This window comes from Streptomyces aureus, from assembly GCF_001418135.1.
GTDB classification, from domain to species: Bacteria; Actinomycetota; Actinomycetes; order Streptomycetales; family Streptomycetaceae; genus Streptomyces; species Streptomyces aureus_A.
This window is the reverse complement of sequence record NZ_LIPQ01000078.1, coordinates 1-13,760: the sequence shown is the minus strand read 5'-3', so window position 1 is coordinate 13,760 and position 13,760 is coordinate 1. Positions and strand designations below refer to the sequence as shown.

12 protein-coding genes and 4 pseudogenes are annotated in these 13,760 nt (G+C 69.9%); 6 read left to right on the top strand and 10 right to left on the bottom strand.

Annotated features, from left to right (window positions below; translation table 11 throughout):
• The 4 genes and pseudogenes from AOK00_RS08530 to AOK00_RS08515 all read left to right on the top strand — a co-directional run.
• Positions 1-307: pseudogene (locus AOK00_RS08530) on the top strand (hypothetical protein); the annotation flags it as partial.
• A 79-nt stretch (positions 308-386) separates the two neighbouring features.
• The gene (locus AOK00_RS08525; protein ID WP_055599702.1) at positions 387-1,817 is read left to right on the top strand and encodes a flotillin family protein; all 1,431 of its coding nucleotides are present in this window, start codon (positions 387-389) and stop codon (positions 1,815-1,817) included.
• A gap of 19 nt (positions 1,818-1,836) precedes the next feature.
• Positions 1,837-2,382 (top strand): hypothetical protein, encoded by a 546-nt coding sequence (locus tag AOK00_RS08520; RefSeq protein ID WP_159041706.1) that lies wholly within the window; start codon positions 1,837-1,839, stop codon positions 2,380-2,382.
• A gap of 528 nt (positions 2,383-2,910) precedes the next feature.
• Positions 2,911-4,842, top strand: coding sequence for a potassium channel protein (locus tag AOK00_RS08515; RefSeq protein WP_079041897.1), 1,932 nt, complete (start codon positions 2,911-2,913; stop codon positions 4,840-4,842).
• A gap of 53 nt (positions 4,843-4,895) precedes the next feature.
• On the opposite strand, the gene AOK00_RS40090 is transcribed toward AOK00_RS08515, so the two are convergent.
• Together AOK00_RS40090 and AOK00_RS08505 are read right to left on the bottom strand one after the other, a co-directional pair.
• On the bottom strand, positions 4,896-5,471 hold the full coding sequence (locus AOK00_RS40090) for a DM13 domain-containing protein (protein ID WP_055599700.1): 576 nt from the start codon (positions 5,469-5,471) through the stop codon (positions 4,896-4,898).
• Between the two features lie 627 nt (positions 5,472-6,098).
• Positions 6,099-6,260: a hypothetical protein gene (locus AOK00_RS08505; RefSeq protein ID WP_055599699.1), complete on the bottom strand. Its 162-nt coding sequence runs from the start codon at positions 6,258-6,260 to the stop codon at positions 6,099-6,101.
• Between the two features lie 254 nt (positions 6,261-6,514).
• Between AOK00_RS08505 and AOK00_RS36820 the strand changes: the two genes are divergently transcribed.
• Positions 6,515-6,691, top strand: coding sequence for a CsbD family protein (locus AOK00_RS36820; RefSeq protein WP_079041895.1), 177 nt, complete (start codon positions 6,515-6,517; stop codon positions 6,689-6,691).
• A 96-nt stretch (positions 6,692-6,787) separates the two neighbouring features.
• Here the strand turns inward: AOK00_RS36820 and AOK00_RS08500 are convergent, their stop codons facing one another.
• Entirely contained in the window at positions 6,788-7,024 is a 237-nt protein-coding gene (locus tag AOK00_RS08500) for a hypothetical protein (RefSeq protein WP_055599698.1), read from the bottom strand.
• Between the two features lie 111 nt (positions 7,025-7,135).
• Between AOK00_RS08500 and AOK00_RS38175 the strand changes: the two are divergent.
• A pseudogene (locus tag AOK00_RS38175) lies at positions 7,136-7,519 on the top strand (hypothetical protein); the annotation flags it as partial.
• Positions 7,520-7,594: 75 nt separating this feature from the next.
• Here AOK00_RS38175 and AOK00_RS08490 read toward each other — a convergent pair.
• From AOK00_RS08490 to AOK00_RS08460, 7 genes and pseudogenes are all read right to left on the bottom strand, one after another.
• The gene (locus tag AOK00_RS08490; RefSeq protein ID WP_055599696.1) at positions 7,595-8,110 is read right to left on the bottom strand and encodes a hypothetical protein; all 516 of its coding nucleotides are present in this window, start codon (positions 8,108-8,110) and stop codon (positions 7,595-7,597) included.
• 276 nt (positions 8,111-8,386) lie between these two features.
• Positions 8,387-8,752 carry a phosphotransferase gene (locus AOK00_RS41345; protein ID WP_055599695.1) on the bottom strand — a complete coding sequence of 122 codons (366 nt, stop codon included), beginning with the start codon at positions 8,750-8,752 and terminating at the stop codon, positions 8,387-8,389.
• Entirely contained in the window at positions 8,692-9,033 is a 342-nt protein-coding gene (locus tag AOK00_RS38955) for a hypothetical protein (RefSeq protein ID WP_159041705.1), read from the bottom strand. The genes AOK00_RS41345 and AOK00_RS38955 overlap by 61 nt, the downstream gene beginning before the upstream one ends.
• A 249-nt stretch (positions 9,034-9,282) precedes the next feature.
• Positions 9,283-9,645, bottom strand: a complete 363-nt coding sequence (locus AOK00_RS08475; protein ID WP_055599693.1) for a hypothetical protein — start codon at positions 9,643-9,645, stop codon at positions 9,283-9,285.
• A 319-nt stretch (positions 9,646-9,964) separates the two neighbouring features.
• Entirely contained in the window at positions 9,965-10,327 is a 363-nt protein-coding gene (locus AOK00_RS08470; RefSeq protein WP_055599692.1) for a YciI family protein, read from the bottom strand.
• Positions 10,328-10,540: 213 nt separating this feature from the next.
• A pseudogene (locus AOK00_RS08465) lies at positions 10,541-10,829 on the bottom strand (HNH endonuclease); the annotation flags it as partial.
• A gap of 152 nt (positions 10,830-10,981) precedes the next feature.
• Positions 10,982-13,342: pseudogene (locus AOK00_RS08460) on the bottom strand (arylsulfatase).
• Positions 13,343-13,760: the final 418 nt, after the last annotated feature.

Here is a 13,760-nt window from a genome sequence, read left to right as displayed (position 1 = left end):
AGCGTCAGATGGGTATAAGGGACAGGTCGCGGGGGGCGTCGTGGGGTGGGGGACCTGGCGGTTCAGCCGGGCGCTCCTCCAAGGCGGCTCCGCGCCCGCACCGCGGGAAGGGGACCTGGCCGGTACGAGTGGTTCGGTGGTGACGGCCATCCCCGTGGACGGTTACGGCGAGGTCCTGCTCCATCTCGCGGGCCAGCCGGTGAAGTACGCGGCGAAGGCCGGCGTGCCCGTCGCGCGCGGCACCGAGGTGTGGGTCGACTCCGTGCTCTCCCCGACGTCCGTTTCCGTCCGGCCTGTCGAGCGCTGACCGGACGAAGGCTCACCGGTCGAAGGTCGGCCGGGCGTCGCTATCTGTCTTTTTCCTTCTCATCGAAGGGGGTTTCTTCATGAGCCCTGTCCTCACCGCTGTGGTGGGCATCGTCGTTCTTCTGGTGCTGCTCGGCCTCGTCGTCATCACCCGCTACAAGGTCGCCGGGCCCAGCGAGGCGTTCATCATCACCGGCCGTCGGGGCAAGCAGGCCACCGATCCCACCACCGGGCGGGTGTTCACCGACAACAGCGGCCAGAAGGTCGTGGTCGGCGGCGGTGTGTTCGTCGTCCCGTTCGTGCAGCAGAAGTTCACCCTCGACCTGTCCAGCCGGCACATCCCCGTCGCCGTCCGGGGCGCGGTGACGCTGCGCGGGGTGAAGGCGAACCTGGAAGGCGTCGCGATCGTCAAGGTCGGGGGCACCGAGGACTCCATCCGGGCCGCCGCCCAGCGGTTCCTGATGCAGCAGGACGGCATCGTCGGCTTCACCCAGGAAGTGCTGTCGGGCGCGCTGCGCTCCATCGTGGGCCGGATGTCGGTCGAGGACATCATCCGCGACCGCGCCGCGTTCGCGGGCCAGGTCGCGGAGGAGGCCGAGGCGAGCCTGTCGGGTCAGGGCCTGGTCCTGGACGCCTTCCAGATCCAGGACATCACCACCGAGGGCTCCTACCTGGAGGACCTCGGCCGCCCCGAGGCGGCCCGCGCCAAGCAGGAGGCCGACATCGCCGAGGCCGTGGCCCGCCGCGCCGCCGAGCAGGCCCGGCTGAAGGCGGAGGAGGAGATCGCCATCGCGCAGCGGACCCTCTACCTGAAGCAGGCCGAGATCAAGGCGCAGACCGACGAGGCCGCCGCCCAGGCCAACGCCGCAGGGCCGCTCGCCGAAGCCGACCGCCAGCAGCAGATCCTGACCGAGCAGGAGAAGGTCGCCGAGCGGCAGGCCGCTCTGACCGACCGTCAGCTGGACACTCAGGTCCGCAAGCCGGCCGACGCCGCCCGCTACCAGGCCGAGCAGGAGGCGGAGGCCCGCCGTATCGCCTTGGTGAAGCAGGCCGAGGCCGACGCCCAGCGCGCCAGGCTCACCGGTGAGGGCGAGAAGGCCCACCGCGCGGCCCTCGCCGACGCCGTACGCATCGAGGGTGAGGCCGAGGCCACCGCCATCGCCGCGAGGGGCTCCGCAGAGGCGGAAGCCATGCGGAAGAAGGCCGACGCCTACGCCCAGTACGGTGACGCCGCCGTCCTCCAGATGCTCGTCGAGGTCCTGCCCCAGGTCGTCGCCAAGGCCTCCGAGCCGCTGTCGGCCATCGACAAGATGACGGTCATCTCCACCGACGGGGCGAGCCAGCTGTCCCGGACGGTCGTCGACAACGTGGCCCAGGGCATGGAGCTCCTCAGCTCCACGACGGGGGTCGACCTCGCGTCCCTGCTCCAGGGCATCAGCCAGAAGAAGGCGGCCCCCGGTCCGGCGCAGCCTGTGCCGACCGGCGACGGCGCCATCGAGATCACCGACTAGGACGAGAGCAGGAGAAGCGGTGAGAACCAGCTTCACGATGCACGCAGGGGTGCAACTCGCCCTCTCCCTCGCGGGGCTTCTCGCCGCGGTCCTCGCCGCCGTCCCGTTCCTGCCCCCGTTCGCCGACGAGTGGCTCCTCCTCGGAATCGGCATCACTCTGCTGGTGCCCCTCCATCTGGCGACGCTCGCCCGCGCCATCGCCGTCGGACTCCGGGACATGCGCTTCGCGAGCAACAAGGCGAACCAGTGGCGCGCCCTGAGCGCCCTGCCTCGGCGAGTCCGGGCGGTGCTCGTGGGTGCGGGTCTCGCCGGGGCATTCCTGGTCACCGGAGTGTTCTGGGACGACTCGGGGCTTCAACGCGTCGAGTCCGTCCGGGGGCACTACTCCGCGATCGACACCTCCGACCCCGACCGCGAGCGCGTCCCGATCAGCAGAAGCCAGTACGAGGAGTTGCGCAAGGACGACCAGCGAATCGCGTTCGCGGCGTTCGGTCTCTTTGCGGCGGGCGGCGGCGGCCTGACGTTCCTCTTCGGAAAGCTGGAATCCCAGGCCGGCCGAGCATGACCCCCGCCTCTCGCTGCGGCACGTGACGCTGGTCCCGCACGGCGGAGACGCAAGTCTCAGCATCTTCATCGCACTTTGGCCTCCATGGGTTGCGGCACTCGGCGCCTTCTTGAGCCTGAGCCGCCGGTGTCTGCGGCAGCAGGCACGACAGTGAGCCCCACGCGTCCAGAAAACCTACAGGTGAGAAGCCCCGAGAGGGACAGATGCACACCGTGACGACGCGCAACGCGAGAAGCGGCTTCCCGGAAAGCCCAGGATGGCTGATCCTGTGCCTCCTGGCACACGGATGGACGGCCCTGAGCCGCGCCACCCCGTCGTGGACGCGCATCAGCGCGGGATTCGTCGCGTTCGTCTGCCTCATCGCGCTGGTACGAACCCTGGCCTTCTGCACGCGGGTGGGACGGGCACCGAGGGGCAAGCGACCGACACTTGACCCGCCCGCCTGATCAGGCAGGTCCGCCTCGACACGGAGGAATCGTGATCGCGCTACCGCACCAGGGATCCGGAGAACCACAGGACAGTGGCCACATGGTGGTCTGCGGTGACGATGCACTTGCGCTCCGGCTCGCTGCCGAACTGCGCGAGGTCTACCGACAGCGGGTCGTCCTCGTCGCTCCCTCAGGTGACCACGCCGAGGAGACGGAACCCATCGCCGTGGTGTCCCGCGCGGCGCGGCTTCTGCGCCGTCCCGACAGCTCCGTCCCCGGCGGCACACCCCCGCCACCGCAGGACGTCACATCGTCTTCTCCCTCGGAGGCGGCGCTGCTGCGGGCCGGGGTGGACCGGGCCGCGGCCCTGGCCCTGCTGTACGAGGACGACGAGACGAACCTGCGCGCCGCGCTCGCCGCCCGCCGCCTCAGCCCCGGCCTGCGGCTCGTGGTCCGGATGTACAACCGCAAGCTTGGGCAGCACCTGGAGGAACTCCTCGACCAGGCCGCCCTCCTGACCGCGCCCGGGACCGACCGGGCCCTTCTCGACGCGTCCACCACGGTCCTGTCCGACGCCGACACCGCGGCCCCCGCGCTCGCCGCCACCGCCGTCGCCGGGACGAGCAAGGTCGTCCAGGCCGACGGAGTACTGCTGCGCGCCGCCGAACGCACACCGTCCGAACGCGGCGAGGCGGCGGATCCCGGCCTGTGCACCCTGGCGCTCCTGTCGTCCACCACGACCGACCCGGCGGGCGCCGAGGGCTCGGACACCAGCGGCCCCCAGGCACCCCTCCTGCTCCCCGACGACGAGGCCGTGGCGAACGCCGCCGGACGCGGGAGCGTCGTCCTGGAGACCGTCCGGTACGCCGGCCCCGCCCTGCCACCTCGGCGCCTGGCCCGTCGCGGAGCGCCACTGCGCGAGCTCTTCTCCAGCCGCCTTCGCTGGGCGCTCGCCGGCATCGTCGTCTCCGTCGTCGCCCTGACGCTCACCACCACCCTGCTCACCGACGCCGACCCCGTGCACGCCGCCTACCTCACGCTGCTCGACCTGTTCTCGATCAACGACCCCGCGATCAGCGCCCCCGTCACCCACCAGGTCCTCCAGCTCCTGACCGGCCTCGTCGGCCTCGCCCTGCTCCCCCTCCTCGTCGCCGGCGGCCTGGAGGCACTCGGCACCTTCCGGGCCGCAGGCGCGCTGCGCCGACCGCCCCGCGGACTGTCCGGCCACGTCGTCCTGCTGGGCCTCGGCAAGATCGGCGCCCGCGTCCTGGCCCGGCTGCGGGAGCTGGACATCCCCGTCGTCTGCGTCGAGGAGGACCCCGACGCCCGTGGCATCCCGCTCGCCCGCGGCCTCGGCATCCCCGTCGTCCTCGGCGACGTCACCGAAGACGGCGTCCTGGAAGCCGCCAAGATCCACCGGGCACACGCCCTGCTCGCCCTGACCAGCTCCGACACCACCAACCTGGAGGCCACGCTCTACGCCCGTACGGTCAAGCCCGACCTGCGCGTCGCGCTGCGCCTGTACGACGACGACTTCGCCACCGCCGTCCACCGCACCCTGCGCACCGCCCACCCCGACGCCCTCACCCGCAGCCGCAGCGTCACCCACCTCGCCGCACCCGCCTTCGCCGGAGCGATGATGGGCCGCCAGATCCTCGGCGCCATCCCCGTCGAACGCAAAGTGCTGCTCTTCGCCGCCCTCATCGTCGCCGGGAACCCCCAGTTCGAGGGCCGCACCATCGCCGGCGCCTTCCGCCCCGGGGCATGGCGCGTCCTCGCCCTCGACACCGCCTCGCCGGACGCCCGCCGCCCCGACCTCGCCTCCTCACACCAGGAGGGCGACGAACCCCAGCTTCTGTGGGACCTGCACCCCGGCTACGTCCTACGCCCCGAGGACCGCGTCGTCATCGCCGCCACGCGCCGCGGCCTCGCCGAACTCCTGGACACCTCAACACAGTCTCGACCTGCAACACCGTGGCCTGGACCGCCTATCGTGCACGGGCGGGCGGAGGACGGGAACGCGGCATGCTGATGCCCGGGCACAAACCGTGCTCCAGGGCATCGACGCGAAACGTCCGACGGGTGTCAGACGCGCACCAGCGCCGCGGCGCCGAAGGAGACGTCGAACCGGTCGCACCAGATGCTCACGCTCGGGAACGTTGACCAGTCGATGTCCGGGGGCAACGGATAGTTCTGGTCGCCCCTGTTGCCCTTGAGCTTGGCGAGATTCACATACCGACCGTCGTCGAAGACGCCCCAGCCCGCTTTCCCCTCCTTGACCGGTGCATCGCTCAGCCAGACGCGCAGGTCGGGGCCGTTGCTCGTGTCGAGCCCCTCGAGACGCAGCGTGTGGCTGCCGTCGGCGAGGCGGACGACCTTCACGGTGCCAGCAGTCGAGTGCTCATGGCTGATGAAGGTGCCCTGCGCGAGGGTGACGGGACCGGCGGGCCCGCTGGGAGATCCCCCCGCGGACGAGCTCGTGTCCGTCGTGGGTGACGCCACGGGCACGGTCGCGGGTGCGCCGGGGGCGGGCAGCGCTTCGTTGACTGTCTCGTCCACCCACAGGGCCCACGGTTTGAACCACACGAGTCCCGCCACCACGGTGATCGTGACGGCGATGCCCAGCCCAGCCCACAGTCTCTTCCGTCGGACGCGTTCCACAGGCTGCTCTCCTTCATGCTTCGTCGACCTCGTTTCGCGTCCAGCTAACGCGCCCCGGGGTATCCGTGGAAGACCCAGCAGGAAATAACGCCCCCTTCGCCGCCACCCTGGACGCGTGCCTGGAGCAGAACGTCCCCGCGACCCGCCCCTGAGAGCGGGCGAATGCCAGGGCGCTGGGCGGCCGCTTCGCCGCGGGGCGCCCGGTAGTACGGCGAACCACGCGGACGAGGTCGCGCAGAATCCCAGGCGAACACCGAACTCCTTTTGGAGGAGCGCACGGCGTGGATCACGGTCACGGCTTCCGAGTTCTCGACCGGCCCTCTTCAGGTACATCACGTATGCAGCAAAACTCGCGTTCCGGCCTGAACTCCGCCTGCCCCGTGTTCGGTGATTCACACGTCCGCATTCGGTTTGGGCCGGGACGGCAACTGTTCTGTGGAGGTAAGCAGGTTCCCTGCTGCGTCACGGCTGCCGCCCCGGCCGCATACGGCTACCCGCAGCATCCGATTTCACCGGAAAGCAGGAGCAGAACCCTTTCCCGGCATGACGGTGGCCGCCCACACCCCTTCGATCGAGGGTGGACGGCCACCGTTATACCGGCCCTGAACTATGCCAGGAGCAGCCGTGCTACCAGCGGTACCAGCGGCCGCTGCTGTTCTTGGGCCGGGCAACAAAGCCGATCAGCCAGATCACCAGGACGGCGATCGCGACCCACCAGAGAACCTTCACCGCGAAACCGGCACCGAACAGGATCAGAGCGAGCAGAAGAACAAGAAGCAGGGGAACCATAGTTATCAACCTCCGAGACACCGGATGCCCTGCCACCCCTCGCCCATGCATACGATTCTTATTTGTTTCTTATTCAATGCAGGCGGGCATAAGGTGCGCTCGGCTCCTCACTCCCGTCGGCTGCTTTTCTCGCCGGGGCGCGCCTCGGGCCGACTGGCCGCCTTTCGGTGTCGCCGAGGCGCGCGGGGTTTGGGCCTCGGAATCGTGAGCAGGCGGTGGTCACGACCAATCCGGTACTACACGAGGAGGTCCCCATGTCGGGCACCGAGAAGGCCAAGGCACAGGCCGAGCAGGCCAAGGGCAAGGCCAAGGAGATGACGGGCCAGGCAGTCGGCAACGAGCGGATGATCGCCGAAGGACAGGCCGACCAGGCCAAGGGCAACGCCCGCCAGGCCAAGGAAGACGTCAAGGACACCCTCCGCCACCGCTGAACCGCACACCTCGCCACTGGGCCCCGACCACTGCCCCCGGTCGGGGCCCAGTCACGTCCCCGGCCCGGCGCTCCGCGTCCCTTCCCGGGAGACGGCTCAGTCGACCTCGACGTAAGGCAAGAGTGCCGGTGGAGGCGAGGAGACTGGGCACGAGATGCCTGCGAAGCCGGAGAAGAGGGCAGCCACGAAGAAGTCCCCGGCCAGGAAGACGGCGGCGAAGAAGAGCGCTGCCCGGGGCTGTTGCCCTGAGGACGGGACGGGTCGGCTCCCCGGCTTGAGCTCGGCGTTGTGCCTCCTGAGGCACGCCGTGTCGTAGGCCTTCACTGTGATCACGCCCTCGTCTGGCGGGGCGGGGTGCGGTACTCCACGCTCATGCGCCACGCTGCGAGAGCCACACTTCGGCCACTCCGACAACAACGAACACCCCGCCGCAGGCGCTGCGCAGTGTCCGCAGAGTCGACGGCTCGTTGCGCTGCTCTTGGGTGGGTGCGTCGATATGAACTGCTGGATGATTCTTGGGCTTTGATCGATCCGTTACTGGCGCCGGGCCGGATGGATAGGCCTGTCGGGACCTTGCCAGGTCGTGAACGAGACCCCGTGGAAGCTGTCCACCGGTGCCGCCTGGCACTGGTCCGCCGACGGCACCTGCGACCGCCTTCTGGCCCACGTCCAGCAGCACTCCGACGCCGTCGGACTCGGACATGTCAACTGGCCCATCGTCTGCGTGGACTCAACCACGCTCAGGTCCATCAGCACGCCGCCGGGGCCCGAAAGACGCCTTCGCAGCGGGGACGGTCCCGGCTCGCCGCCCGCCTCGCCCCCGCTTGCTGTCCCCCGCACGCGCGGGCCCCCCGCCATCCGTGCGGAGGGATGAACAGGCTCCAGCCCGGGCAGAGTGGTGCGTCAGCGGTAGTCGTCCGGGTGACCCTGCATCCAGGTGTTGATGAAGTCGCGGGTACCGATCAGCGTCGTCTGGTGCTTGCGCAGGTTCTCGTGGGAGCTGTCGCCCCCGAGCGTCTTGTTCAGTTCGGCCATCTTCTGGAGTGGCTCGGGGAAGTGGCCGGGACCTTTGGGGTCGTTCTTCATCGCCGAGTTCAGCTCCTGGAGCTCTTTGTTCACGCGGGCCAGGAAGTAGGAACAGTCCGACGCGCAGGAGTCGTTGAGCGTGGCCTGGAGGGTGGCGAAGGCGTCGCGGACCTTCTCGCCGGAGGTGGGGGCGTATGGGTCTGAGGTAGGCGCGGCGGAGGGTGTGACGTCGCCGGGCAGGGTGTCGTGGCCGTCGGGTGCGGCCGTGGTCGCGGTCGTCGCCGGCCCGCCTGCCGCGGCGTCGGGCTTCGGGGTATTGCTGCATGAGACGGCCAGGGCCGCCAGAGCGGCGGCTATCAGCGCGGGCCGGCGTACGTGCGTCTTGCGGATCATGTAAATCCCCTCCTCTGTGTGATGGACCGGGTGAGCCTATCGGGGCCGAGGGTGTTGGCCGGGAGAGCGGGACGCAGCTTCGGAGGGGGTGGGTACGCCAGTGACGCGATGGGCGCATGGGCGAGCCCTTGCCGGGCCGAGCCGGCAGGGGCTCCGGCTTGTCCTCCCACGTCCAGGGGGACAGTTTGACCCCCCTGCCGGGTGGCGATCGGAGCATCCGGCCTCGGGAAGTGGGCGGCTACCCGCGCCGGTAGGCCTCCCACGCCCGCCCGGCCTTCAGGGCCTCCTCCCGGTACCGGCGCAGTTCGGGGACACCCTGTCCGGCGCGCTCGGCCCAGTGGGCGGTGATCGAGGCGGCGAACGCGGTGACCGCCGCTTCCGGAGCGTCGCGATACGCCGGGACCTGAGCGGCGTGCTTCTCGGCATGCTCGGGCGCATGGCCGCCAGGATGAGCTGCGGGACGAGGAGCGCCACGTCGAGCCGGGCGGCACCCCGGTGGGCCAGGACCCAGTCGACGAAGCGGACTTCGCCAACGAGGATGTTGTCGGAGCGGATGTCGCAGTGCAGGAGTGTGCCGCCCCTCATCGCCGGGTGGTAGTCCGCCGCCCGCTCGACGACCGGGTGGTCGGTGAACTCCGGCACGTCCAGGTAGGGGCTCGGGGTGAGGGAGCGTGGAGAGCTATGACGGCGTCCAGGATGTGCGGCAGGTCCGGGGAGCCGGGAGTGAGGTCGGGGTGGCGTCCGTCGACGTACTCGAAGGCCAGGACGATCCAGCCGTCCTCGTCGAGTTCGGCGAGCAGTCGCGGGCCGGGGCCCTGGGGGAGGCTGCGGTTGATCGCCCCTTCGGTGCGGTACATGGCGGCCAGCGGGTCGTGGGTGGGGATGGCCTTCACGAAGACGGAGTGGCCGTTGGCCTGAGGCATCTGGACACGAACGCCGGGAGTGAAGCCGCCGGCCACGGGCTGGGCCGGCCGGTGGCGGCGAGTTGGTCTGCGAGGCGCTCGCGGAGCGCGGGCGGGAGGCTGTCCCACGTTCGGGTGGTCACGTCGCTCTCCAGGTGATGGTGTCGTGGTCGATGTGGACCAGGTCCTCGTGGGCGAGGTGGGCGAGTCCCCGGCGCAGTACGGCGTGCAGGTGGGTCTCGTGGCGGTAGCCGAGGAAGTGTTTCTCCGTCAGGCCTTCCTCAGAAGACAGTAGGGCGCTCGCAGCCGCGGCAAGAGTTTCCGCGCGCCCGAGATCCGGAGGGCCAAGAGGGCGGCCCTCGTTCGGCGGCGGCGGCGCGGCGGCGGTAGGTGTGGCTGGTCGCCGGTGAGGAGGATGTGCGGGGTCGTCAGCGCGTTGAGGAGGAGCCGCAGCTTGAACCGGGGCGAGTTCAGGGTCTCGGGGTTGCCGACGGGCGTGGCGTAGTCCATGGCGCCGTCGAAGCCGCCGAGGTGGGCCGCGTGCTCGATCTCGTGGGTGGTGGCGTAGAGCTTGGAGGTGAAGCTGACCTCCTCGTCGAGCATCAGGCCGTGGTCGCTCTGGAGCTGCTTCACGCCGTCGATCAGGCGGGCGCGCCGTTCGGCGGGCAGGGGCGCGGTGCCGGTGTTGAGGAGATCGAGGTCGGATGCCGGCCAGGGGCGGGGGGCGTGAGAGCCGTAGGCGAGGGCGTAGCCGTCGGCCGGCCGGGTGCAGGGCTGCGGCGGCCGTGAACAGGTCGGTGCTCACTGCTGCTCCAGGGCGTGGCCGAGGCCGGTGCCGTAGGCGAGGGCGTCGCGCATGTGGCTCTCGGTGATCCGCTGGTTGTTGCCGACGCGCGGAGGGCCTACGGCGCATGCTCACGCGGCAGGTCCTCAACAGCATGGTGCTCGCCGGTCACACGCCCGCTGCGGACTCGTGCAGGATGGGCCACAGCTCGACCGGCTCGACGTCGGCGAACGGCATGTCGGCGGCTATCGCCTGGGCCCGCTGGAGACTGTCGCAGTCCAGCAGGTAGAAGGTGGCGATGTACTCCTTGGTCCCCAGATACGTCCCGTCGGTGACCGCCGCCACGCCCTCCTCGCGGCGCACGAGCTGAGCGTTCACCGCATCCCCCAGGCCGTAGGCGCCGATGAGTTCACCGCTCTCGCGGTACCTCTTGTTGAACGCCTCCTGCTTGGCGATCGCCTCCGGCCACGCCTCCGCGGGGAAGGAGTCCCACTTCGCCTGGTTGCCGTAGATCATCGCGACGAACTTCATCTCGGGTGTCCTCCCCATCCGCGCGCCCCGTTGGCGTGCTGTCACCATGGGTCGGAGCAGAAGACAGATCCTCTACATCCACCAGCAACTTTTCTCAGAAATCTTCTTCCACTGCCACTGACCAGCCTGTTTGTTGAAACGAGCCAGGCTCCACCCCGCACCGACAGCCGGTGACGGTGAAGCCGCGCCCGTCCCCCGGCGCCTGCCGGAAGGCTACGGGGCGGGGGTGTGGTGCACGACGGTCGTCTCGCACGCCTCCGCGTACACCTTCAGCGCGTAAGCCTCCGCCTGGTCGACGGACAGACCCCACCGCAGCTTCGTGGCCGTCCACTCCCCCACGTACCGGCAGTGCGCCTCAGGCAGCGGCGGCATCCACTCGGCCGGGTCCCGATCGGCCTTGGCCCTGTTGCTGCGAGCGGTCACCGCTACCCGGGACGCGGCGGCGTCCCCGGTCGTCCGCGTACGCCTCACGCCGCTGCACAGTCCAGGCACTCGCACCAGCTGGTAGGGAGCGTCATTCGAACCGTGCGGTATTCCCTGTGGGCCGGTAGTGGAGTGTCTACGTTGGGCCTGCTGCTTCCGGTGGATCGCTTCTCCTCGCGCAGGTGTTCCCCGCTGTGGAGTTGGTCCGCGACTCCGTAGGCAGCCCGCGGGTCACTGACGGGCCATGTGCATGCGCATCTCGCTCTCGGCGTCGACGATGAGGTCGCCGGACAGGTCGACGGTGACGCTGTGGAGGGTGCCGGTGAAGCGGAACGGCGCCTGGTAGTCGGGGGTGACGGCAGATCCGGGGTTGGCTCCGCAGGCCATGCCGCCCGGATTGAACGTGATCGGGGTGGTGACCGGCATCTCGGTCTCGCCGACGAGGCGGCCGTCGATGTAGAGCTGAGCGCGGCCGGGTGCGCCCTTGCCGTGGGCGATGTCGGGGGCGCCGGTGGGCTCGAACTCGAAGCGCAGCGCGTGCCGTCCCTCGGGCACGGATTCGCTGGAGGCGACGTGGTGCATCGCCCGTTGGACGTAGTTGTGGGCGTAGTGGAGGTGGCCGTCCTTGACGTAGAGGGACCAGCCGCCGGCATTGGTGCCCTGGCAGAGCAGGACGCCCTGCGCGCCGCCGGGCGGGATCTCGACGTCGGCGGTGACACTGTGCGGGCGGTTGAGGACCCGGGGGGCGACTGCGGCGGGCACGGCCTGGGTACCGGAGCGGAAGGTGTAGCTGGTTCGGTTCTCGGTGATCTGCGGGCGCTCGGTCATGATGCGCTGCAGGACGCTGCCGTCGATCGGCATCACGTTGTACTTGCCGGCCTCCACGTACCACAGCGCGATCATCTCGATGAGTTTGCTGCGGTGCTCCTGGGCGAGGTTCCGGGTTTCGGCGATGTCTTCGTCGACGTGGTAGAGCTCCCAGTGGTGGGCGTCGAGGTCGTCGAGGTCGGCCATCGTGATCGGAGTGCCGAACGGCCGCTCGGCCTCGGCGAAGGAGGGGCCGGGCCAGGGACAGACCGCCCGCCATCCGTCGTGGTCGATCGCCCGGTGGCCGAGCATCTCGTAGTACTGGGTGCGGTGGCGGCTCGCCGCGCTGGCGTCGTCGAAGGTGTGGGCGAAGCTGACCCCGTGCAGGGCCGACTGGGTGACCCCCCGAATGGTCGTGGGCGCCTCGATGCCGAGCACGTCCAGGACGGTGGGCACCATGTCGATGATGTGCGCGAACTGGTCGCGGATCTCACCGCGGGCCCGGATGCCGTCGGGCCAGTGGACGAGGAACGGGTCGCTGGTGCCCCCGCGGTAGGTCTCCCGCTTCCACCGCCGGAACGGCGTGTTGCCCGCCCAGGTCCATCCCCACGGGTAGTGGTTGAACGTGGTGGGGCCGCCGAGCTCGTCGATCTGCGTCAGGCTCTCCTCCAGCGTCTCGGGCGCGTTGTTGAAGAACTGCACTTCGTTGGTGGTGCCGGTCATCCCGCCCTCTGCGCTCGCCCCGTTGTCGGAGACCACCATGATCAGCGTGTTGTCGAACTCACCGGTCTCCTTCAGGAAGTCCACCAGCCGCCCGATGTGGTGGTCGGTGTGGGAGAGGAACCCGGCGTAGACCTCCATCATCCGCGCGGCAAGTCTCCTTGCCTCCGGGGACAGCGACTCCCACGTGGGCACGTCCGGATCGCGCGGGGACAGGCGGGCGTCGGCGGACACCACGCCGAGCTGCTTCTGCCGGGCGAAGGTCTGCTCGCGGTAGGCGTCCCAGCCGTCGTCGAACCGTCCCCGGTAGCGGTCGGCCCACTCCTTGGGCACATGGTGCGGGGCGTGCGTCGCACCGGGGCACAGGTTCAGGAAGAACGGCTTGTCCGGGGCGACCTGCTTGGCGTCGGCGATGAACGAGATCGCCCGCTCAACCAGGTCCTCCGTCAGGTGGTAGCCCTCCTGCGGCGTGGCCGGCGGCTCGACCTGGTGGTTGTCGTACACCAGGTCCGGATGCCACTGGCTCGTGTCGCCGCCGAGGAACCCGTAGAACCGCTCGAAACCCCGCCCCAGCGGCCATCGGTCGTACGGCCCGGCCGCCGACTCCTGCTCCGAGGGCATCAGGTGCCACTTGCCGACCATGTACGTGTTGTAGCCGTGCTGCAGCAGCATCTCCGACAGGAACCCGTTCTCGAACGGGATCTACCCGTTGTAGCCCGGGTAGCCGGTGGCTAGCTCCGTGATCGCCGCCATGCCGTTGGCGTGGTGGTTGCGGCCCGTGATGATGCAGGAGCGCGACGGCGAGCACAGCGCGGTGGTGTGCATGTTGCTGTACAGCAGCCCGCCCGCGGCCAGCGCGTCCAGATTCGGCGTCTCGATCGGACTGCCGTAGCAGCCGAACTGCCCGAACCCCGTGTCGTCGAACACGATGAACAACACGTTCGGCGCACTCGCCACCGCCCGCACCGGCTGGGGCCACGCCGGACTCGACTCATCGGTCGTCCGCCCGATCACCCCCGGAAACCGCTGCCCCGGCCGGTACTCACTCCACGACGACTGCGCCATCTGTCTCCGTCCCACCAGCGGCGCGAGCGCCGGTGATGTGTGTGCTGCTGTGCGGCGTGCTGCGACCACCCCTGCGGCGACGCAAGATCCCTACCGGACGGCCCAGGCAGGAGGCTCCGGCCGGGGCCACGGTCCTGGGCTACTCCACGCTAGGACGCCGCCACCACCACGGCGAGCGGGCTGCGGCTGTCTGGCCCTATGCGAGAAGGCGCTACGGAGCGGGGTGTAGACGACGGTTCCCCCGCCCCAGCCGGCCACGATGTCGCACAGCCGGTCCCACTCGTCCTGGTGGTGGATAGGGGCGATCTCGTTCATCGCCGACGCCAAGCAGGTCGCCCCGGACAAGCCGTTCTTCCTGAACCTGTGCCCCGGTGCGACGCACGCCCCGCACCATGTGCCCAAGGAGTGGGCCGACCGC